This window comes from Chitinophaga sp. (assembly GCF_017745275.1).
Classification (GTDB): domain Bacteria; phylum Bacteroidota; class Bacteroidia; order Chitinophagales; family Chitinophagaceae; genus Chitinophaga.
Window position 1 is genome coordinate 333,985 of the sequence record NZ_JAGHZS010000005.1, and the last position, 19,470, is coordinate 353,454.

The 19,470-nt window shown below is 46.0% G+C and carries 24 protein-coding genes; 14 read left to right on the top strand and 10 right to left on the bottom strand.

What is annotated here, in order from left to right; genetic code table 11:
- Positions 1 to 43 precede the first annotated feature (43 nt).
- Positions 44 to 586, top strand: a complete 543-nt coding sequence (locus tag J7623_RS16380) for a hypothetical protein (protein WP_291922282.1) — start codon at positions 44 to 46, stop codon at positions 584 to 586.
- Between the two features lie 335 nt (positions 587 to 921).
- Entirely contained in the window at positions 922 to 2,973 is a 2,052-nt protein-coding gene (locus J7623_RS16385) for a heavy metal translocating P-type ATPase (RefSeq protein WP_291922284.1), read from the top strand.
- Positions 2,974 to 3,055: 82 nt separating this feature from the next.
- On the opposite strand, the gene J7623_RS16390 is transcribed toward J7623_RS16385, so the two are convergent.
- A complete protein-coding gene (locus tag J7623_RS16390; RefSeq protein WP_291922286.1) occupies positions 3,056 to 3,646 on the bottom strand; it encodes a TMEM175 family protein in 591 nt (196 codons plus the stop codon).
- Between the two features lie 87 nt (positions 3,647 to 3,733).
- On the opposite strand from J7623_RS16390, the gene J7623_RS16395 reads away from it, so the two are divergent.
- The 4 genes from J7623_RS16395 (at position 3,734) to J7623_RS16410 (ending at position 6,053) form a co-directional block, all read left to right on the top strand.
- Positions 3,734 to 4,147, top strand: a complete 414-nt coding sequence (locus J7623_RS16395; protein ID WP_291922288.1) for an NUDIX domain-containing protein — start codon at positions 3,734 to 3,736, stop codon at positions 4,145 to 4,147.
- Positions 4,148 to 4,199: 52 nt separating this feature from the next.
- Positions 4,200 to 5,138 carry a glycoside hydrolase family 43 protein gene (locus J7623_RS16400; RefSeq protein ID WP_291922290.1) on the top strand — a complete coding sequence of 313 codons (939 nt, stop codon included), beginning with the start codon at positions 4,200 to 4,202 and terminating at the stop codon, positions 5,136 to 5,138.
- Between the two features lie 85 nt (positions 5,139 to 5,223).
- Positions 5,224 to 5,727, top strand: coding sequence for an anthrone oxygenase family protein (locus J7623_RS16405; RefSeq protein WP_291922292.1), 504 nt, complete (start codon positions 5,224 to 5,226; stop codon positions 5,725 to 5,727).
- Positions 5,724 to 6,053, top strand: coding sequence for a hypothetical protein (locus J7623_RS16410; protein ID WP_291922293.1), 330 nt, complete (start codon positions 5,724 to 5,726; stop codon positions 6,051 to 6,053). The genes J7623_RS16405 and J7623_RS16410 overlap by 4 nt, the downstream gene beginning before the upstream one ends.
- Before the next feature lie 125 nt (positions 6,054 to 6,178).
- Here J7623_RS16410 and J7623_RS16415 read toward each other — a convergent pair whose 3' ends face one another.
- Positions 6,179 to 7,354 (bottom strand): FAD-dependent monooxygenase, encoded by a 1,176-nt coding sequence (locus tag J7623_RS16415; protein WP_291922295.1) that lies wholly within the window; start codon positions 7,352 to 7,354, stop codon positions 6,179 to 6,181.
- Between the two features lie 110 nt (positions 7,355 to 7,464).
- Complete coding sequence (locus tag J7623_RS16420; protein ID WP_291922297.1) at positions 7,465 to 8,061, bottom strand: methylated-DNA--[protein]-cysteine S-methyltransferase; 597 nt, start codon at positions 8,059 to 8,061, stop codon at positions 7,465 to 7,467.
- Between the two features lie 98 nt (positions 8,062 to 8,159).
- On the opposite strand from J7623_RS16420, the gene J7623_RS16425 reads away from it, so the two are divergent.
- Entirely contained in the window at positions 8,160 to 8,735 is a 576-nt protein-coding gene (locus J7623_RS16425) for a hypothetical protein (RefSeq protein WP_291922299.1), read from the top strand.
- A 97-nt stretch (positions 8,736 to 8,832) separates the two neighbouring features.
- On the top strand, positions 8,833 to 9,276 hold the full coding sequence (locus tag J7623_RS16430) for a YqgE/AlgH family protein (RefSeq protein ID WP_291922301.1): 444 nt from the start codon (positions 8,833 to 8,835) through the stop codon (positions 9,274 to 9,276).
- Positions 9,277 to 9,416: 140 nt separating this feature from the next.
- Here J7623_RS16430 and J7623_RS16435 read toward each other — a convergent pair whose 3' ends face one another.
- Positions 9,417 to 9,632, bottom strand: coding sequence for a hypothetical protein (locus tag J7623_RS16435; protein WP_291922303.1), 216 nt, complete (start codon positions 9,630 to 9,632; stop codon positions 9,417 to 9,419).
- A gap of 122 nt (positions 9,633 to 9,754) precedes the next feature.
- On the opposite strand from J7623_RS16435, the gene J7623_RS16440 reads away from it, so the two are divergent.
- Positions 9,755 to 10,714 (top strand): DUF2268 domain-containing putative Zn-dependent protease, encoded by a 960-nt coding sequence (locus J7623_RS16440; RefSeq protein ID WP_291922305.1) that lies wholly within the window; start codon positions 9,755 to 9,757, stop codon positions 10,712 to 10,714.
- Between the two features lie 9 nt (positions 10,715 to 10,723).
- On the opposite strand, the gene J7623_RS16445 is transcribed toward J7623_RS16440, so the two are convergent.
- Together J7623_RS16445 and J7623_RS16450 are read right to left on the bottom strand one after the other, a co-directional pair.
- Positions 10,724 to 11,101 (bottom strand): 5-carboxymethyl-2-hydroxymuconate Delta-isomerase, encoded by a 378-nt coding sequence (locus tag J7623_RS16445; protein ID WP_291922308.1) that lies wholly within the window; start codon positions 11,099 to 11,101, stop codon positions 10,724 to 10,726.
- Between the two features lie 83 nt (positions 11,102 to 11,184).
- Complete coding sequence (locus J7623_RS16450; RefSeq protein ID WP_291922309.1) at positions 11,185 to 12,042, bottom strand: alpha/beta hydrolase; 858 nt, start codon at positions 12,040 to 12,042, stop codon at positions 11,185 to 11,187.
- Between the two features lie 114 nt (positions 12,043 to 12,156).
- Between J7623_RS16450 and J7623_RS16455 the strand changes: the two genes are divergently transcribed.
- Positions 12,157 to 12,555 carry a helix-turn-helix domain-containing protein gene (locus tag J7623_RS16455; RefSeq protein WP_291922311.1) on the top strand — a complete coding sequence of 133 codons (399 nt, stop codon included), beginning with the start codon at positions 12,157 to 12,159 and terminating at the stop codon, positions 12,553 to 12,555.
- Between the two features lie 137 nt (positions 12,556 to 12,692).
- On the opposite strand, the gene J7623_RS16460 is transcribed toward J7623_RS16455, so the two are convergent.
- Positions 12,693 to 13,211 carry a dihydrofolate reductase family protein gene (locus tag J7623_RS16460; protein WP_291922313.1) on the bottom strand — a complete coding sequence of 173 codons (519 nt, stop codon included), beginning with the start codon at positions 13,209 to 13,211 and terminating at the stop codon, positions 12,693 to 12,695.
- A 206-nt stretch (positions 13,212 to 13,417) separates the two neighbouring features.
- On the opposite strand from J7623_RS16460, the gene J7623_RS16465 reads away from it, so the two are divergent.
- A complete protein-coding gene (locus tag J7623_RS16465; RefSeq protein WP_291922315.1) occupies positions 13,418 to 14,380 on the top strand; it encodes a TlpA disulfide reductase family protein in 963 nt (320 codons plus the stop codon).
- A gap of 9 nt (positions 14,381 to 14,389) precedes the next feature.
- Here the strand turns inward: J7623_RS16465 and J7623_RS16470 are convergent, their stop codons facing one another.
- Complete coding sequence (locus J7623_RS16470) at positions 14,390 to 15,445, bottom strand: hypothetical protein (RefSeq protein ID WP_291922317.1); 1,056 nt, start codon at positions 15,443 to 15,445, stop codon at positions 14,390 to 14,392.
- A gap of 396 nt (positions 15,446 to 15,841) precedes the next feature.
- Here J7623_RS16470 and J7623_RS16475 point away from each other — a divergent pair, with 396 nt between their 5' ends.
- Positions 15,842 to 16,201: a response regulator gene (locus tag J7623_RS16475; protein ID WP_291922319.1), complete on the top strand. Its 360-nt coding sequence runs from the start codon at positions 15,842 to 15,844 to the stop codon at positions 16,199 to 16,201.
- Positions 16,202 to 16,233: 32 nt separating this feature from the next.
- A complete protein-coding gene (locus tag J7623_RS16480) occupies positions 16,234 to 16,494 on the top strand; it encodes a hypothetical protein (protein ID WP_291922321.1) in 261 nt (86 codons plus the stop codon).
- Positions 16,495 to 16,524: 30 nt separating this feature from the next.
- Here the strand turns inward: J7623_RS16480 and J7623_RS16485 are convergent, their stop codons facing one another.
- Positions 16,525 to 17,286 carry a LytTR family DNA-binding domain-containing protein gene (locus tag J7623_RS16485; RefSeq protein ID WP_291922323.1) on the bottom strand — a complete coding sequence of 254 codons (762 nt, stop codon included), beginning with the start codon at positions 17,284 to 17,286 and terminating at the stop codon, positions 16,525 to 16,527.
- Positions 17,267 to 18,289: a histidine kinase gene (locus tag J7623_RS16490; RefSeq protein ID WP_291922325.1), complete on the bottom strand. Its 1,023-nt coding sequence runs from the start codon at positions 18,287 to 18,289 to the stop codon at positions 17,267 to 17,269. Before J7623_RS16490 ends, J7623_RS16485 begins: the two co-directional genes overlap by 20 nt.
- A gap of 254 nt (positions 18,290 to 18,543) precedes the next feature.
- Between J7623_RS16490 and J7623_RS16495 the strand changes: the two genes are divergently transcribed.
- Entirely contained in the window at positions 18,544 to 19,464 is a 921-nt protein-coding gene (locus J7623_RS16495) for a heme-binding domain-containing protein (protein ID WP_291922327.1), read from the top strand.
- Positions 19,465 to 19,470 lie beyond the last annotated feature (6 nt).

The window sequence follows — 19,470 nt, forward strand, 5'->3', positions numbered from 1 at the left end:
ATCGGGGTGTTACCACTACAACAACAACCTGAAATCAGCGAATATGCGGAAAATATGCTTCTTTTTATTATTACTGCCGCTTTTCAGCGCTGCCCAAAGCAATAAATTACTCAATGGCTACCTATATGGTATGGTACATGACGGTACCGGTGGCGGTGGTATTATCGGGAACCTTTCCCTGTTACATAATACCCTGGCCGTAGGGCCGGGCGTTGAATTGACGGCTTATAACGACCACCTCCTGGTTCCTGTATTTGCCGATGTGAAATTAAAGCACCGCTTCCTGCATATTGAACCCTACATCACCGGGCAGTTTGGCCGTAATGTATATGATGTAAGTCGTACGGAGAAAATCAATGCCACCACCGGCGGACAACAATCCATCACCTTTAATGAATCCGGTAAATACTTCTACGGCATTGGTGCTGGTGTTGCCTGGCACTTCCCCAAAATCGGCGTATTTGCTTCCTATATTTTCCGTGGTTATAAGTACCGCTACCCCACACAGGTAACCACCGGCAACCAGGTGGATTTCGGCGATAAATCCGTTAACACAAGTGTGATTGCAGCAGGGATTGTTTTTTGAGCAGAAAGCGGAAAGCGGAAAGCAAAAAGCTATCGCAGCGAGTAAAAAGAACATATAAATATTCGCTTTGCTTATCCGCTGCAATAGCTTTTTGCTTTCTGCTTTCTGCCTTCAGCTCTTTACAACGGAGTTGCAATCTTTTTTCCGCAAAGATCTGTATGAAGTTCTACCTTTATCCTGTTGAAAGATGAGCACATTACAGCTGTACCTGTAAATACTTGTTTACCCTTTGCTGTATGGCAATTCCTTAGTTAACTTAGTTTAGTCGTTACCGTTATAGTGTTTTCGTGCCTGCGGGTACTGAAATGAATAATTTTATAGCTAAAAAGAATATCATGATGAAGTCCGATGACAATAACAGTATTCAGACTGTAGCTCAACCCACGGCAGCACCTGCAGCCGCCTGTAACAAAGACCACGACCATAATAGTGATCACGATCATAGTCATGAACATGGCGGTATTTTCGGAAAAAATACCGAAGTGGTTTTCAGTCTTATATGTGGCGCATTACTGGGTATTGGCTTTGTGATCACCTTTGTGTCTGCATCGCTCGCCTGGCTGAGTTTATCATTATATATCGGCGCCTATTTCTTCGGCGGATTTTATACTACCAAGGAAGCCGTGGAATCTATTGCCAAAGGTAAATTTGAAATTGATTTCCTGATGTTGGTAGCCGCCATCGGTGCTGCTATTTTAGGCGATTGGGCAGAAGGAGCGCTGTTGCTGTTCCTGTTTAGCCTGGGACATGCGTTAGAACATTACGCCATGAATAAAGCGCGTAAATCCATTGCTGCACTTGCGGAACTGGCGCCCAAAACAGCCATTGTCAGACGTAACGGGGAAGAAAACGAAGTGGCTATAGAGGAGCTGTTGGCCAATGATATTATCATCGTGAAACCCAACAGTAAAATATCTGCCGATGGTATTGTGATCAAAGGTAGCAGTAGTGTAAACCAGGCGCCTATTACCGGGGAAAGTATCCCGGTAGATAAAACCCCGGTGCCGGATCCGCAGCAGGCCGATAAAAATGTGAGCGCCGAACATAAAGTATATGCAGGTACCATCAATGGTAGCCAGGTACTGGAAGTAAAAGTTACCAGCGTGGCCGCAGATTCCACACTGGCACGCTTAATCAGGCTGGTGAATGAAACGGAGGCACAGAAATCGCCTACGCAATTGTTTACGGATAAATTTGAAAAATACTTTGTACCGTTGGTATTAGGACTGGTAGTACTTTTACTCTTCGCTTTCCTGGTGATTGATGAAACCTTCAGCCAGAGCTTTTATCGCGCTATCTCCGTGCTGGTGGCGGCAAGCCCTTGTGCATTGGCCATTTCCACGCCCAGCGCCGTATTAAGTGGTATTGCCCGTGCTGCCCGCAGCGGGGTATTAATTAAAGGTGGTGGCCCTCTCGAACAATTAGGTAGCTTATCCGCCCTGGCATTCGATAAAACGGGCACTTTAACCGAAGGGAAACCACAACTCACCAATGTAGTGGCCTTCAATAACGCTACAGAAGACCAAGTGCTGGAAGTGGCCGTGGCCGTGGAGAAATTAAGCGATCACCCGTTGGCAGCAGCCATTGTAAAAGGTGGCCTCGAACGACTCAAAAGAGAGGTCCCCACTGCAGAAGGACTCACCGCCGTTTCCGGACGAGGCATCAAAGCGGCGTACCAGGGAAAAGAAGTGGTGATCGGTAACCTTGGTTTATTCGAGCATCTGGGGCAGCCTATGCCGGCGGAAGTAGCTGCCAAAGTAGATCAGCTGGAACAGGAAGGAAATACCACCATGGTGATACAATTGAATGGCGCCGTTATCGGACTAATTGCACTGATGGATGTACCCCGTAAAGAGGCTACCTCTGCGCTATCGTTATTGAAAGAAATCGGTATTAAAAAGATGGTAATGCTTACAGGAGATAATCAGCGTGTAGCCACCGCCGTAGCCAATAAAATTGGTATTACCGATGCCTGGGGAAGCTTGCTGCCAGAGCAGAAAGTAGCCGCCATCGAAAAACTGAGCCAGGAAGAAGGCCAGGTAGCTATGATCGGCGACGGTGTAAATGATGCTCCCGCTATGGCCAAAAGTACGGTAGGTATTGCTATGGGAGCTGCGGGATCGGCCGTAGCCCTGGAAACCGCCGATATCGCTTTAATGGCAGACAACCTGGATAACCTGCCTTTTGCCATTGCCCTGAGCAGGAAATCAAAAGGTATTATCCGCCAGAATTTGTGGATGAGTTTAGGCATGGTGGCGGTGCTGATTCCGCTCACTATTTTAGGCGTTGCTACAATAGGTGTGGCTGTTATTGCCCACGAAGGATCTACTTTGTTGGTGGTATTCAACGGACTTCGGTTACTCGCTTTCCAGGTGAAGAAAGTATAAAGTAAAGCGCTACTGAGGCGAATGATGAAAGCATATCACTATCCGCCATGATCATTTGCCTCAGTAGCTGTTGAAATATTATTTAGTCGCTTTCCTTTTCCAGTACGCGGGCAATATTTCGATCAGGAACCAGCCAGATAATGGCTACCAGCACAAACAGGCTACCGGATAGCACTGCGCTGTAAAAAGCCATCGGGATCGCCAGTATATATAGTCCTACGGAGATAAGCGCTTTCTTGCGTTGTTGCTTTAAAACGTTTACCATGGCAGGGTCATAGGATGGGTGGCACTTTATGATCACCTGTTGTAATATGGTAAATGCTACACCACACATCATCAGCAGCAGGGCATACAGGATCAGCGTATGCGGTGCAAAGTGGTTGTCGCCCATCCACGCAGTAGCAAAGGGGATGAGGGATAGCCAGAACAGTAAATGCATATTGGACCACATAATGCCCGGGCCTACTTTCTTCACCGTATGTAAAAGGTGGTGATGGTTACACCAATAAATCCCTACATAAATAAAACTGATAATGTAACTGAGTACAGTAGGATAGAGTGGCAGCAAGTCTTTCCACTCTTCACCATGTGGTACTTTAATTTCCAGCACCATAATGGTGATGATGATAGCGATAACCCCATCGCTGAAGGCTTCAAGGCGACTTTTATTCATACAGATTGTTAAATGTACCTGTGAATATAGAATAAACGCACGAATTTTAACCCGGCAGGAGTGGGCTGGCTTCATTATTTTTGTGGCATGAACTATATCAATTGTGCCGGCCTGGTGGTAGTAAAAGACCGTAAATTATTATTAGCATTTAGTAAGAATAAAGGCGCCTGGTATTTACCGGGTGGAAAAACTGATCCCGGCGAAACCCCGCTGGCAGGCTTGCAACGGGAAATCAGGGAAGAATTGAACCTGGATTTACCAGCCGATAGTCTTCATTGGTATTATCATATTACGGCGCCGGCGTTTGGAGAGCACCAGCTGGAAATGCGCCAGGATTGTTTCCTGCATGATCTCCGGCAAATACCCCGCCCTTCCGCTGAAATAGGTGCTATCCGTTATTTTGACCTGGCGGAATATTTAAAAGAAGAACACCAGGTAGCCGGGGTATTGATAGCATTTAGGAAATTACAGGAAGATGGATTAGTAGATGTGGTTTCGTAAAAAGCGCACTTTTATCCTTGCATAATTCGCCGTATTTTATCGCTCCTAAAATATGATGATGAAAAAAATCTTCTTTTTTATACTGTGCTGCGGACTGGTAAAAACTGCTGTCGCCCAACAACCGGTTTACCTGTTTTCCTACTTTAAAGATAACGGGCAGGATGGGTTGCACCTGGCGTATAGCCGTGATGGATATACCTGGAAAGAACTGAATCATGGCCGTGCTGTGCTGGCCCCCACGGTAGGAGAGGATAAACTGATGCGGGACCCCTGTATTATCCGGGGAGCTGATAGCCTGTTTCATATGGTGTGGACGGTGAGCTGGAAGGAGAAAGGCATTGGCTATGCGGCTTCTCCGGATCTGTTGCACTGGTCCGAACAAAAAGATATCCCGGTGATGAAGCAGGAACCAGGCGCACGCAACTGCTGGGCGCCGGAGATCACTTATGATGCGCGGCATAAAACCTATATGATTTACTGGGCTACCACCATACCCGGCCGGTTCACTGCCGGGGAAAAAACCGGGGATGATCAGTATAATCATCGCTTGTATTATGTAACCACCAAAGACTTTAAGCAATTCAGTTCCACCAGGTTATTATATGATCCCGGCTTCAACGTGATAGACGCCACTATTGTACCCGACCACGGGAAATACCTAATGTTCCTCAAAGACGAAACAAGAACCCCTCCACAGAAAAATATCCGTATTGCTACCAGCAAAAAATTAACGGGTGGATATGGGAAGCCATCTGCGCCTATCACGGGTAATTACTGGGCCGAGGGCCCTACCACATTGAAAATTGGCAACCGCTGGATCGTATATTTCGATAAGTATACGCAACACAGTTATGGAGCGGTAACCTCTACCGACCTGGTTCATTGGGAGGATATTTCCGATAAATTAGCGATGCCAGCCGGCCTTCGTCATGGAACAGTGGTGGAGATAACGGAAGCGGAGCTGGACCAGGTACTTAAAAATACCCCTTAAAGCGTGATTTTCGCGTTGTCGGTTTTGTTCTATTTTGAGGTGAATACCCGTAGTAATTTGCACCAAGAAATAAAACAACAACGACATGTTTAAGTTTTCAACGTTAATGCTGGTTATCACCGCTACTTCCACCGCCCTGATGGCGGGTCTTTTCTACGCCTGGTCCTGTTCTGTGACCATTGGTATTGCGCGCCTCCCGGATGCCGCTTACCTGTCGGCCATGCAGGTGATGAACCGTGCTATCCTGAACGGATTCTTTCTGAGTCTCTTTATGGGTACGCTGATATTGCTACCGATCTGCACGTATATGTATTATCAGCAGCCACTCAACGGTACTTTCCTTTGCCTGCTGTTTGCAACCTTGTTTTATGCCATCGGCGTATTTGGAGTAACTATGGTTGGTAATGTACCGATGAATGATGCATTGGATGTCTTCAACATCCAGGGCGCTTCTGCCGCCGAACTGGCTGCGCAACGGCTCCGTTTTGAAGGCCCATGGAACAGTCTTAACCTGGTAAGAGCTATCTGCGGTACTATCTCCCTGGTATTTGTCATTATTGCCTGCATCCTTTCAAATAAATCGAAATGAGAACCCACTCCATTGTAACCATGCTATTGCTGGTAGTATCCTCCGGCTATCCTTTTCAAACAAATCATGCGGCTACTGGTCCCGGCAATATCACTAAACTACAGCAAACCGCTTTGTCTGTGCTGACACAAAAATGCAATGTCTGTCATCGCACCAATAACCCGGGTAAAGTCTTTACTGCGGATAACATGGAAAGCCTGGCGCCTAAAATTTACAAACAGGTGTTTGTGAAAAGAAGAATGCCCAAAGGCCGCGACATAAAGTTAACGGTGGAAGAAGAACAACAGTTGAGGGATTGGTTGGATACAGTGGCACGGCACGAGTAGAAGCAGAAAGCAAAAAGCAAAAAGCAAAAAGCTATTGAAGCGATTGATAGGAAGCGAATAAGTAATTTAAATACTCGCTTTCCTCAATCGCTTCAATAGCTTTTTGCTTTTTGCTTTCTGCTACATTAATATTGTTTCAGCGTTATCGAATTCGCCACTTTCATCGGCATTTCTATCATCATATTTTTCCATGGGGTATAAGGGAGAATTTTCCATATTTTTTCACTCATCCAAAGTTTGAAGGGTGTGCTGGGAACAAACCAGTCGGCGCCATCTGCCATTTTTTGACCGGCGGTAACGAAATCACGCATTTGTGCTTCATAGCGGGCAAAGGCAACGGTATGTTCTCCACTGGCAGCTTTGAGTTCTCCTGCTAAGACATAGGCGCCTACAACTGCCATACTGGTACCCATGCCAGATAGGGGAGAGGAACAGTGCGCAGCATCGCCCATTAAGGTGACCCGTCCGGAAGACCAACTATCCATTTTTATCTGGCAGGCGGCATCGAAGTAGAAGTCGTCGGTTTGGTCCATGTATTCAAGTAATTGTGGTACCACCCATTCATCGTTGGCAAAGCGTTCGCGAATAATTTGTTGTTGTACTTTGGTATCGCGGTAGCTGTATGAAAAGGCAGGAGCGCTAAAATAAAGACTGGCTCTCGCTTCCTTGTCTTCCCTGGCGCTGAAAACGCCTATGCGCTTGCCAAGTGAACTATAGAACAGACCTGCCATATTTTGCAATTGCATGAAGTTGGGAACCGTAAATATCGCAAAGTAAATGCCAAGGTGATGGCTAAATTGTGACTCCTCTCCGAAAGCAATGGAGCGGACTTTCGAATGCAGGCCATCAGCGCCTACTACAATATCAAAACGGCGGGTGTTGCCGCAGAGAAAGGTGACGGTTGCACCAGTCGCATCTTCCGCGATGGCGGTAATGGAATTGTCGAAGATATATTCCACATCGTGCCGGGTGGCTTCATAGAAAACGTTGGCAAGATCACCCCGCAAGATTTCCAGTTCTCCGCTGGTGAAACTGTCGGGCATTCGCGCCACTTCTTTGTTTCGTTTGTTGACGATGGAGATTTTGCCGGAGCGGGTTTCGAATTGCCGGATGTTACCGGTTAAATCCATGCGATCCAATACCTGCATGGCGGCGCCACGAAAATCTACGGCGTAACCGCCGGGGCGGATATGAGGAGCACGCTCTACGATGGTTACCTGGAAACCATAACGATGCAGCCAGTAGGCTAAAGCTGGACCGGCAATGCTGGCGCCGGATATGAGGATGTGTTTTGTTTTCATGAAGGCGAAGCTAGGATAGCGGGTAACCAATATCCATCTGAAACAGGCAAGTCCGCCGGATAAGTCGGTGAAAACGGCCCGACGGCCGGTAAAGGGAGGCGCCACGGATGTTATATATCTCCCAATGTAACATTCCTCCCGGTGAAAAATATATCAGGTGCGGCGACAGCAGTGACTACCTTTGAAGATTGGTATTCCCAGTTAATTTCCATTTGTTGCGAAGGGCTTTTAGCGCCTTCCAGCGATAACAGTGTAGCCTTTACCGGTAGTCCGCCGGCGAAGCCTGTCAATGCACCGGAGGTAGCAATAACGCGGTGGCAGGGCAGTATAATAGACACCGGGTTTCTGCCATTGGCTGCCCCTACTGCCCGTACGGCTTTAGGATTATTTAGTTGTTCCGCTATCTGCAAATAAGTACGGGTTTCGCCGTAAGGAATGGTGGCCAGTATAGCCCACACCGCTTTCTGAAAGGCAGTGCCCTGTAAGTCCAATGGTATAGCAAAGGTAGTTCGCTTTCCTTCAAAATATTCCTGCAATTGTTGCATGGTGGCTACCAGCACCGGATGTTGGTCCGCTTTGATATCCGGCGTTGCCCGCACCCGCCCGGGACGATCATCTTCCCAGAGAATAGCCGCCAGCCCTTTGTCGCTCCCAACCAGGGTAAGTTTGCCTACCGGTGTATCCATGTATGTATATACAAATCCCATCTTCCTGCAGTTTATAATCAATAGCAAGATATTTACTTTTTGTTTCTTACTGCTATATCCGGAGGAATTAACTAATTTAAGGACTTATTTAAAACGCTATGATACACCATCTATTCAAACTATGCCTCTTATGTTGCTTTTGTTTGCCGGTAATGGCACAAAAGAAAGCCAACGAATTACATTTTACCAGTAGCCAGCGACAATTAATTACGGTATATAAAGGCAATATTTTTGTAAACGGTAATAAAGCATTTGTATTCCATGAAGATATTATCAACTATCCCAGCAAGCGTAACCGCCTGGTAGAAGATGGTGCTTCCGTATTCCTCTTCCTGGAAGTAAATGGCAGCCCTAAGAAAAACAAGCTGTATGTTTTCCGGATTGACCATTCCCTGGCAGATTCTGTGTTGACAGCCATCAGCTCCGACGTAAAAGACTACGACCATGATGGTAACCTGGAATTTGGTGGTAGCGAACAGGCGCCGCCTAATCCATCCGCAGATACGATTTATTACGTGCCTTCCCGGTTTTATGAAATCAGGAAAGGCAGGATTAATTTTGATGCAGCACTGACTGAAACCACTGATAAAAAAGTGAATGGTATTTATATGCCGGATGCCTGGGATGAAAAAGGCACCTTTCAGTTGATTCCCAAACCGAAGAAGAAACACTGATTAAAGGTGAATATGCAAAGGGCCACGGAACAAGTGTTTCGTGGCCCTTTGTATTTTGATCCGTACATTTGGGCTTTAAAAGTAGCAGGCTTACCAGATGATAAACGCAGGCATATATATCGGCAGCACGTCATTGCTGGATGATACCGTTTTTGAAGAAACGGTGATACTCATTACGGAATACAATGAAAAGGGTGCGATGGGATTTGTGGTCAATAAATTGTTCCCCCGTACCTTCAACGAGCTGCAGGAATTCAGTCATAGCAAGCCTTTCCCATTATACGAAGGAGGCCCGGTAGACCAGGAACATCTCTTCTTTGTGCATCGCCGGCCCGGGCTGATTACGGGAGGTGCGTTGATTGCGGGAAATATTTACCTGGGCGGAGATTTTAAAGCTGCGGTTAAACACATCAATAACGGTATTTTAACCGAAGAAGATATCCGTTTGTTTATAGGTTATTGTGGATGGGATTTTGGAGAGCTGGAAGCGGAAATAGCGGAAGGTAGCTGGCAGGTGTTGGAAGAAGCGAAATTATTTTAGTATACTTATCAACAAAAGAAAGTCAGGATTTTTCGCAAAGCTTTCAGGCTGCCTGCAACATGCTTCTCCAGCGTGCTTACAGGTACATTCACTAGTTGTGCAGCTTCCCTCCATGGAGGCCGCCTTTTACTTTTAATCTGTTAACAGGAAATGTCAGGAACTTCCAGTGCCATGATCGCTTCTCCTAAACCCAGCCCTAGTTCCTGCCTGGCCAGTATTATTATTTCCAGGGTATTACAGATCCCCATTTCCCTCAATATGGGTGGTAGTTTTTTGAGATTAGCAAGATCATTGTCGTAAACCTGGTGAAAGGTTTTTATCACTGCTTCCGGAAATTCTATTTTAGGTATTGACATAAATAGCAGTTGTTAATTTGGAATCTATGGCAAAGAAAGAAAAATTTTCTGCACGATTTTATTTTACCTTGCATCTTTATGCCCTATGCCAGGGAATGGTTACAACAAATAAATAGACCTTCATGTTTTTCAACCAAAAAAAATCCGTTTTCGTTATTGCCCTCATTTGTTCCCTCACCAGCGCTATCACCGGCCGCGGACAAAATTCTGCCAACATTTTTACCAGCGATATAGATCATTTCTGGGAGGCGTTCGACAGCGTTCAAACGGTCAAAGACAGCGTCCAACAAGTGGCGGTCATGCAGCGATTGTACATCGATAAGGGTACCGAAGGACTGAAACACTTCATGGTACTCCGGAATTTTAATGCCGCCAGACTGGTGGTGGCAATTAATAAATACCCTAAGTTTTGGGCTTCTATCAGGAATAGCACATTGAGCATAAAAGGGCAGTTACCAGCCATAGAAGCTAATCTGCAGAAATTTGATGCGCTGTACCCTGAACACCGGCAAGGGAAAATATTCTTTACCATCACAGCTGTTCGTGCAGCCGGCACCGTTAAGGATTCCATAATGCTGATTGGTTCAGAAATAGCTACCGGGAATATACATACCGACATATCGGAGTTCCCCGACAAAAGACTGGCAAATTTTTTTAAAACCAAAACCTCTGATAATATCGTCCCGGTGGTGATCCATGAATATGTACATACCCAGCAAAAAGGCAATGCCAAAAAACTGCTGGAGCAAGCAATTTGTGAAGGCGCCTGTGATTTCATTGCAGAACTGGTACTGGATACCCCTTTGACCAATTCTTACCTCGAATATGGCCGGCAACATGAAGCGGAATTGAAGCCGCAGTTCCAAAAAGAAATGATGGGAGAAGACTGGAGCAACTGGCTGTATAATGGCGCGGTGACCAAAACCATGGGCGACCTGGGTTACTTCATGGGATACAGTATCTGCAAATCTTATTATCAAGAGGCTGAAAATAAATCACAGGCAATAAAGGATATTCTCCGTTTGGACTATGGTGATGGTGCCGCCGTGCTGAAGTTTTTAAAAGACTCCCGTTACTATTAATATCAACCGTCAGAAATGACGGTTTTTTTGTGTGTTAAGCGGATCGATTAATGATCTGTTGCAATAAGTAGCTGCTTCAAACTCGCTGATGTTGATGGATACAAAGGAGATGTCGGGTAACAGTGGCGCTATTTTTTCGATGATCACTTTGGCAAGGTGGGCTTTCTGATCAGTGGTCCGGCCTTGCATGATATAACCAAAGATATGCAGGAAGCTGTTTTTACCTGCACCCAGTTTATAATATTCAAAGGGTACAATGCGTACTTTAATATCATTGTCTGCAAACAGCCCGGTAGCTGCAGCCGTATCGTGTACGGTATCCATGAGGACCTCCGCGGGTTGTATGGCTAACACATTGGCGGAGCATTCAATAATGAAATGAGGCATATGTAATTTTTTTGGGAGATGACCACCGGGAAGGTGTTGCATAGAAGCAATTCCCTCCCGGTGATGCGATCCTCTAATATCGGCTATAACAGCTGCTTTAAAAAATTAACTATTTCATCTTTGGCCAGTCGGGCTTTTTCTTCAACAGCCAGTCGCAATAAAAAAGCATGTTTGGTACCGGCATAGAAGGAGTACCTGACGTCCACACCTGCCGCCGTAAGCTGCAACAGTAACTGTTTGCCGTCATCATGCAGGGGATCCTGGTCAGTTCCGATGATCAGCGTTGATGGAAATCCGGTGAAATCATTGAAGATGACAGCGGCGGAGGGCAGTTGCCTGTCTTCCGGATGCGGAATATATGCTTCCCAGAAGCCTTTCATGAGCTGCGTGGTTAAGCCATAGCCGGTCGCATACTTTTCGTAGGACGCCGTTTGGAAGTAGTGATTTACGGGCGGATAGGCTACTACTAATGCTTTAATGGGAATATGCTGTGCCTGCGCCTGCGCCGCCAGCGCAATCGCAATATTTCCGCCGACACTATCGCCACCAATCGCCAGGCGATGAGTATCTACGGCAATATCGTTTGCATGTTCCAGTATCCAGCGAAGCGCCAGGAATCCATCTTCTACCGGTGCGGGATAAGTATATTCAGGCGCCAGCCGGTAATCAACGGAAACAATGGTAAATGCGCCTGTTTCCGCCAGGTGGCGGCATAGATAGTCGTGCGTATCTATACTGCCTCTGATCCAACCGCCGCCATGCAGATAGACAAATGCCGGTAGTGGCTCGCCGGTAGCATTATTCCGGTAAATGCGTATACGAAGGGTGTCATTGATCTGGTGGTCGGTCACCATTCCGACGCCTGGTGCCGGCTTCACGTTGTGCTTTACAATGAAGTCATCCAGTTCCTGCCTGAGTGCGGGGATATTCAATTTTTCCATGATGGGAAGTGTTAAATTATGTGCCGCAAATTTGCCAGTTATTTGAGTTGTTTTATTTTACATACTCATTAGTATGATACTTACTTTTTTGAAAGAAATAAAACCAGATTGGATATGCCCGAGTTTACCCACAACGGAAAACTGTACTACAACCCGATAGAACTGGCGCTTTCTCATATTGGCGGAACCTGGAAAATGCCGATACTCTGGCGGTTAAAAGACCAGGTGCTGAGATATGGTGAATTAAAAAAAGATATTCCGCATATTACAGATAAGATGCTGACCACACAACTAAAAGAGCTGGAGGCAGTAGGTTTGATTTTAAGAACCGCCTATGCAGAGATTCCACCACGGGTTGAATATAGTATTACTGAGAAAGGGCGCAAGGCGCTACCTGCCGTTGAAATGCTGATCCGGTATGGGCTGGACCTGATCAAGGAATATAATATTGACATACCTGTTACCGATTTGCCGGAAGAAATTGCCAGGATTTTAGGTCTTCCGGAGAAGTAATTCGCCGGCAGCATATTTTTCGTACCCAACTGAAGAATAAGTTCATATTGTTGACCTGTAATGACAATGCCTTGTGTGTTACGATCATTTCCATCATGTTTCTGCCGGCAGGATGCGATTTATTTTGGTAACAACGCTCATTTACCTTTCACCGCATAATGCAATTCCACGGTATGGTTGTTCAGTTTTTCTACGGCCACCAGCGATAACGGCACTTCAAATTCCACTTCTTCTACCAGCGACAATCCTTTGCCAAACAGTACCGGTTCTACCACCAGTATGATTTCATCTACCAGTCCCGCTTCCATAAAGGCGCTTACGACCTGGCGTCCGCCAATGATAACCGCCTCGGTATGTCCTTTGGCAGCCAGTTGCGCTATAATTTTCTCCGGGCTGTTGTCAGTAAACAACACATTAGCCTGGGGAGGAACCGTGTCCTTATCATGTGTGAGCACTACCAATGATCCACTGTCCTTTAAGGGCAGATAGTCAGGCGCCAGGATATGGTAAGTGGTTTTACCCATGATCACGGCCTGGGTGCGCTGGCTGATAGCCATAAATCCCTGTCCGTATTCCGGCGATAACCAATCGGGAACATTTCTATTATTGCTGATCATGCCATTGGCCGATGTGGCGAGGTAAACTATAATTTTCATCGTATAACTTTTTATAAATGTTGGTTAACTGTACACAGGCCTATCCTGCTACTGTACAACGAAGTTACCGGGAGAAAGTAAATATTGGGCGCCCTGGAAACGACATTTCAGGGGTGCTTTACGACACTCCGGAAAAATTTATCTCCCATTGACTTCACCCTTTTTGCCGGTTGCGATGTCTTTATATAATTATTCAACCAGTAAATATGAAGAAAATCTTTCTTTGGAGCATACTCCTTTTTCCCCTGACGGGATTTTGCCAGGAACAGCCAGAACAGAACATTCCCGACAGTTGCGCATTTGATGAGAGAATAGCCGATGTGATGACAGCGCTGAAGAAAGATAGTGTGAAGGAAAGCGAGGTAATGGATGATTTTAATGCCATGAATTCGATTCTCAGGAAAGATATTGGGGAAATCGCCATGTTTCAACAGTTACGTGCACTGGATATGGTAAAGGATAGTGCGGCCTTTGTTCAATTTGTGACCACTAAGCCGGCAGCGCTCCAAAAGAAAAAATTGCTGCTGAAACTGGACTTCATCAAAGCGCATCCCGATTCATGGATGAGCTTATATATGTTGGACGCCAACAACGACATGTACACTGCCGCGTCTTATCCGGTGGCCTATGAGGCGCTGAGCGAGCGGATGAAGCAATCACATTTGGGACAGCAGATTCACAACAGGGCAGAAGAGTGGAAGAAAGCATCGCCCATTGGTAAACAAGCGATAGATTTTACACGTAAGAACCAGTTTGGTAAAACTATTAAACTGAGTGATTATAGGGGAAAATTAGTGATGCTGGATTTCTGGGGCAGCTGGTGCGGCGCCTGCCGCCAATCTCATCCTCATATCAGGGAGGTATATGATGCCTACAAAGGAAAAGGCCTGGAAGTGATTGCCATCGCCAACGAAAATTCGCATGGACAAAAAACAATGGATGCGCGCAAAGCCGCCTGGCTGGGCGCTATTAAAAAAGATGAAGCCAACTGGATACATGTCCTCAACGATGATATGATGGGAGGATTAGATATCATCAAGGCTTATGAAATCACCAGTTATCCAACAAAAATCCTGGTCGATAAAGACGGTAAAATATTGATGCGTGTTTCTTCTGTATTAAATGCTGAAATGGATAGCCTGATTAAATCCATTTTAGATAAGCAGTAATAACGGTATCTAACGACTTACTTTCTGTAACGTTACGCTCATTGTATCTTTTCCCACAGTGCCGGTTAATGTGAGTGGTGCATTTGCATTAACCGGTGAAATAACCCCTTTAAAAACCGGTTTATCCGCCGGGTTATGCCATTGTATGGTCAGTTGGTTATTATGCCGCTGATATTTCCCGTACCATCTTCGTTGCACGGTATTGAATTCAAATACACAACCATTTTTTATATCGAAGTATACCGTGGTGAGCAGGCTGTCTGCGCAACCCGTGCGGTGAAGCTCCCGGCGATTGACGGATAATTGTTTTACTTCGTATTTGCCCATCAGGTCAGGATCCCTGTTAGGTTTGGGGCGACTGGCAAGGAGCAGCAAGGGAATATAAATAATAGAAAGACGGACTGCTATTTTTAAAAATTTTGAAAGATGAAAACGCGGCAACTGATCTTTTGCTGCAAAGAAGAATTCCTTCAGTCGTTTAAATTCTATGAACAGGAAGTACAGCAGGCCCGATAACATAATGGAGGCATGAATGACCACGGAGGTACCTATCTTATAAAATATATCCATTAATAAGATGTTGGCCAGCACCGGCAGTAATATGAAAACGCCCACCAGCCTTGTACGGCGAAATAACAACAGCATACTACCCAGGATCTGGCATCCGGCTATGATACAGCCAAAGGTATAAGACTGGCCGAAGAAACACCAGAAGAGATCTGAGGAGGAGAGGCTGCTGTAAGGAAGATCAAACTTGCTCCCCGGCATAGAAAACTGGGAGTGGAAAATTTTTTCCCATCCGAACATAGCCAGATCAAATGCCACCCCATACCGTATCAATCCCTGCCAGAAAGCGAGGGTAGCCGGATGATTGGTTTTTCGGAACTGCCATATAAACGCATAGATAATAGCGCTCACCACCAGTAACGTAGGCACATTTACGATAACACTCATTGGTAGCCGGGTGAGCATAAACGTAAAGCCCATACGTAACGTAGTGGCGCCAATAATTAAACCCGCAAGGGTACAGGTAATGAGCTTTTGGGAAAACGGGATTGGCTGCATGTGATGATACGTGGTTGATAAAGTAGTGTAGAAGTCAACGTACAAATGGCAATATCTGCCATTACAGGAATAAATGTAAGTGAAAAAAATCAAATGAGAGTGGACGTACTTTTGGTGCTATTATTGAAGCGTTGCTGCGCTGGCGAAGGATATCGCGGCGTGTTTTCTGGGGGGAGAACAGGTAATAACATAGGGAGGTGTTTTAAATGGATTCCTCGCTAACTATACCAGTATCAGGCAAGGAAATCCTTTGCAGTTGATGCCGGGATATTTATGCATGTTGGCACACCGGATCTGTTGGTTTCTGCGAAAAAGGAACTATATTTACTGACTACATAACAACAAATACCGGATAAAGGCACATCAATACAGCTCTCTCATCACTAAACTTGCATAATGCCGAAAGTCCTTGTCGTGGATGACAACCGCGATATACTGGAAGTGGTGGCGTTTATACTATCAAGGCATGAAATGAATGTGACAACCTTACTGGATCCCGCCCTGGTACGCCAATTTATTGCTATTCATCGCCCAGATATCTTATTAATGGACATTGCCATGGGAAACTATGACGGGCGGGTGTTATGCCGGCAAATAAAGCGTTCATCCTGGAAAACATTGCCTGTTATCCTGTTTTCAGCCAGAAATTATCCTTCAGATTCTATCGCGGAAAGTATGGCAGACGGTATCATTGAAAAACCTTTTAGTATTAATGATCTTTGCGGCGCAATACAGCGGCTGCTGTCAACTGCCTGATGAACCTGGTATCACCTGCATAAACAATTTTTATGGTACAATCAGTAAATGTAACTATCGGCAACAAAGACTATCACCTCGATGTGCAGTCGGAGCGGTACAACGGACGTACGATTTACTATTTGTTAAATGAACACATCAGCCAGCTTTTTGATCATGCCGTGCCTGATAACCTGGTATTGATGGAAGAAGGCGATGGCTTCGTGAGTTCTCCCCGGCTTTCTGAAATGCAGGGTGGGTATATTGTACAGCAGATATGGCAGGAAATTAAAAAGAGCACCGGTAATAGTTGAATATCGAAAGACAGGTAAGACATGATTGCCTTACCTGTTCTCCATCCATTGCAGAAATTGCGTCATCTTATCTTTACCCACTACCAGCTGCTCTTCCGTAGCCACCGTCAGATGTAGTCCCAGCTTGCGGGAGGAATAATTTTCCACTTCTTTGATCGCATCAAAGTTCACCAGGTATTGCCGGTTCAGGCGATAGAATTGTTTGGGAGATAGTTGTGACTGCAGTTGTTCCAGCGTTTGCTGAATGATGTATTTCTGTTGCTGGAAGGTAACGATATAAGGTGCATCGTATTTAATGTAGATATAGGCGATCTGTTCTGTGCGTACCGTGATATAACGGTTGTTATGAAAAATCAAAAAGCTGCTTTTGCTCTCCGGCTTATCCAGCCGCTTGATCAGGTCCTGCCAGCTGGCTTCTGATTGTTGCTGGAAGAAATTTTTGAACTGTGCCATCTTCTGAAACGCTGCTTCCAGGTCGGCCGCAGCAAAGGGTTTGAGCAGGTAATCAACGCCATTCGATTTGATGGCATCCATCGCGTATTCGCCGAATGCCGTGGTGAATATTACCGGGCTGGAAATTTTTGCCTGCCGGAATATTTCAAAACAGAGCCCGTCGGATAACTGCACATCCATAAAAATCAGGTCAGGTGGTGGAGTAGCAGTTAAATAAGCCACCGCTTGTTCTATACTGTGCAGCATCGCTTCTACTGTAGCATCGGGGCGGATTTTAGCCACCAGGTTTGCCAGCGATTTCGCTGCTTTAACTTCGTCTTCAATAATGACTATCCTCATGAATAATCGGGAGTTTTACTGTAAAGGTGTTTGATGTAGGTAATATATCAATATTTTTCCCGAGAAGATGATCATATCGCTCGTTGATATTCTCCAAACCAATCCCGGTAGATACTTCAGGGGTCATCTTAGGTTGAACATTATTGGAGACAACGAGGTAGTCATCTTCAGAAAAAATTTTCACATACAATGTTTTATCAGGAGCCACCACATTATGTTTGATGCAGTTTTCCACCAGCAGTTGCAAGGTGAATGGCGGTATCATGGTGGCACCGTGTGCGGGTGTTACCGTTATCTCTACATCAAATCCTTCCTCGAAACGCGCTTTTAGCAGGTAAATATAAGCATGCAGGATTTTTAGTTCTTCTGATAACCGGATCAGGTCCAGCTTCCTGTTTTCCAGGGTAAACCGGTAAAAGTCGGATAGCTTGAGAATAAAATCTACGCTGTGTTCATCACCACTTTCTACCATGTACTTTAGCGTATTCAGGGTGTTAAACAGGAAATGCGGGTTTACCTGTTGCCGCAACAGTTCAAACTGTGCCGCGAGGTTATCCATTTTACTGCGTTCCAGCTCTATGCTTACCCGCTGGTTCTGATAGGTTTGATACAGCAGGTGAATGAACATGTAGAAAGTAAGGTTGATCAGTATCCCTCTTACCTCAAACATCAGCATCACTGGCCCAAAATTGATATGGGTAAGTATCTGCTGTTGTAAATAAGATAACAGGAACATCACCACCACACCTACCACCAGGTTTTTGAGCAGCGGGTACAGCGAAAATCCCCTGGCTACTTCCTGCGAAGTATATACGGGTAGCGTATACATGTTATAGTACCATACAAACAGCGAAAACAGGAAAGTAATTGCTGAGTTGGCGATCACTTCGTACCCGTTATACTGGTGCTGAATCAGGCTGGGTAATGATACGATCACTCCTAAAAACAAGGAGCTTAACCATATGATGCGGCCGGATATTTTAAATGGCTTTCTTTTATTCATAGCGCACCAAAGATAATAGTATTTCGGCGCCATGGCGAATAAGGAAGGGTGAACCCGGCATTTCTGGCCCCGAACCCGGCAACCGGGATGCTCATCCCGGAAAATACGCTGCAATGGCTGTTTTAGCCGCAAAAAGGACCTTGCCGGTTCAGGCGGGAATCTGTCCGGCTCGCGCCCTCTTTTGCCGGATACAGGGTATTCCGTTTTAATGGGACCGCTGTTTTTTTTCTCTTTGTGGCATAATACTTCGGCACATGAAAATAGCAAACAAACGCAGCTTAACAGGAATCATTGCAGGGATCGCAGTACTGGCCACCGCCGCCTTTTCTTTTACTACCACCGTGGCGGATCATCCGCCGGTAACGGGCGACCTCGATGCGCCGGAAGCCGTAAAACAGATTTTCCAGCATGCCTGTTACGATTGCCACTCCAACACAGGGCAGGTGCAATGGTTTGACCGGTTGCCCGGCGTTGCCTCATTCGTTAGCCGCGATATCCGCGAAGCCCGCAAGCACCTGAACTTCTCTGAATGGGACCGGCTCTCTGCGGCAGAAAAGGAAGGTGCACTGTGGCAAGCGTATAACATGATCAACTCCGGCATCATGCCATTGCCGGCCTACAAAACGCTGCATCGCAATGCCACAGTATCTGCATCGGAATTAGCCACACTTCGCAATTACCTTAACACCAGGCGTAAAGCAGTACCGGCAGTTGCCGGTAAAACGGTAACGGATACACTGACCACGCCGGCTACTTTACCCGTAGCCGCCACGGGAATACGCTTTATGCCGGAGTTCCGCACCTGGCAGGTGATGAGCACCACTTCCCGCTTTGATAATACCACCATGCGGGTGATGTTTGCCAATCCCATTGCCATGCAGGCCATCAAAAACAAACAAATCCATCCCTGGCCGGATGGCGCTATCATCGCCAAAGTTGTATGGGAAAAAGAGCGGGATAGTGAAGGATATATTCACCCCGGCAAATTCCTGAATGTACAGTACATGGTTAGAGACCAGCAACGCTACAAGGATACCGGCGGATGGGGCTACGCCAAATTTGAAACGCCGGCACTCAAACCCTATGGTACAGTGCTTACCGCACAAACCTGCGCCTCCTGCCATAAAGCAGCCGCTAATACCGGCGGTATTTTCGATCTTTCCACTTTTAATTAATTTAGT

What these genes read in the sequence shown, in the direction of transcription:
- J7623_RS16440 (WP_291922305.1), top strand. Translation starts at nt 9,755, where the DNA reads ATGTTTTTCAACCAAAAAAAATCCGTTTTCGTTATTGCCCTCATTTGT.
- J7623_RS16455 (WP_291922311.1), top strand. Translation starts at nt 12,157, where the DNA reads ATGCCCGAGTTTACCCACAACGGAAAACTGTACTACAACCCGATAGAA.
- J7623_RS16485 (WP_291922323.1), bottom strand. Translation starts at nt 17,286, where the DNA reads ATGAGGATAGTCATTATTGAAGACGAAGTTAAAGCAGCGAAATCGCTG.
- J7623_RS16420 (WP_291922297.1), bottom strand. Translation starts at nt 8,061, where the DNA reads ATGGGATTTGTATATACATACATGGATACACCGGTAGGCAAACTTACC.
- J7623_RS16395 (WP_291922288.1), top strand. Translation starts at nt 3,734, where the DNA reads ATGAACTATATCAATTGTGCCGGCCTGGTGGTAGTAAAAGACCGTAAA.
- J7623_RS16480 (WP_291922321.1), top strand. Translation starts at nt 16,234, where the DNA reads ATGGTACAATCAGTAAATGTAACTATCGGCAACAAAGACTATCACCTC.
- J7623_RS16450 (WP_291922309.1), bottom strand. Translation starts at nt 12,042, where the DNA reads ATGGAAAAATTGAATATCCCCGCACTCAGGCAGGAACTGGATGACTTC.
- J7623_RS16460 (WP_291922313.1), bottom strand. Translation starts at nt 13,211, where the DNA reads ATGAAAATTATAGTTTACCTCGCCACATCGGCCAATGGCATGATCAGC.
- J7623_RS16405 (WP_291922292.1), top strand. Translation starts at nt 5,224, where the DNA reads ATGTTTAAGTTTTCAACGTTAATGCTGGTTATCACCGCTACTTCCACC.
- J7623_RS16495 (WP_291922327.1), top strand. Translation starts at nt 18,544, where the DNA reads ATGAAAATAGCAAACAAACGCAGCTTAACAGGAATCATTGCAGGGATC.
- J7623_RS16435 (WP_291922303.1), bottom strand. Translation starts at nt 9,632, where the DNA reads ATGTCAATACCTAAAATAGAATTTCCGGAAGCAGTGATAAAAACCTTT.
- J7623_RS16465 (WP_291922315.1), top strand. Translation starts at nt 13,418, where the DNA reads ATGAAGAAAATCTTTCTTTGGAGCATACTCCTTTTTCCCCTGACGGGA.
- J7623_RS16380 (WP_291922282.1), top strand. Translation starts at nt 44, where the DNA reads ATGCGGAAAATATGCTTCTTTTTATTATTACTGCCGCTTTTCAGCGCT.
- J7623_RS16410 (WP_291922293.1), top strand. Translation starts at nt 5,724, where the DNA reads ATGAGAACCCACTCCATTGTAACCATGCTATTGCTGGTAGTATCCTCC.
- J7623_RS16430 (WP_291922301.1), top strand. Translation starts at nt 8,833, where the DNA reads ATGATAAACGCAGGCATATATATCGGCAGCACGTCATTGCTGGATGAT.
- J7623_RS16475 (WP_291922319.1), top strand. Translation starts at nt 15,842, where the DNA reads ATGCCGAAAGTCCTTGTCGTGGATGACAACCGCGATATACTGGAAGTG.
- J7623_RS16385 (WP_291922284.1), top strand. Translation starts at nt 922, where the DNA reads ATGATGAAGTCCGATGACAATAACAGTATTCAGACTGTAGCTCAACCC.
- J7623_RS16415 (WP_291922295.1), bottom strand. Translation starts at nt 7,354, where the DNA reads ATGAAAACAAAACACATCCTCATATCCGGCGCCAGCATTGCCGGTCCA.
- J7623_RS16490 (WP_291922325.1), bottom strand. Translation starts at nt 18,289, where the DNA reads ATGAATAAAAGAAAGCCATTTAAAATATCCGGCCGCATCATATGGTTA.
- J7623_RS16390 (WP_291922286.1), bottom strand. Translation starts at nt 3,646, where the DNA reads ATGAATAAAAGTCGCCTTGAAGCCTTCAGCGATGGGGTTATCGCTATC.
- J7623_RS16400 (WP_291922290.1), top strand. Translation starts at nt 4,200, where the DNA reads ATGATGATGAAAAAAATCTTCTTTTTTATACTGTGCTGCGGACTGGTA.
- J7623_RS16470 (WP_291922317.1), bottom strand. Translation starts at nt 15,445, where the DNA reads ATGCAGCCAATCCCGTTTTCCCAAAAGCTCATTACCTGTACCCTTGCG.
- J7623_RS16425 (WP_291922299.1), top strand. Translation starts at nt 8,160, where the DNA reads ATGATACACCATCTATTCAAACTATGCCTCTTATGTTGCTTTTGTTTG.
- J7623_RS16445 (WP_291922308.1), bottom strand. Translation starts at nt 11,101, where the DNA reads ATGCCTCATTTCATTATTGAATGCTCCGCCAATGTGTTAGCCATACAA.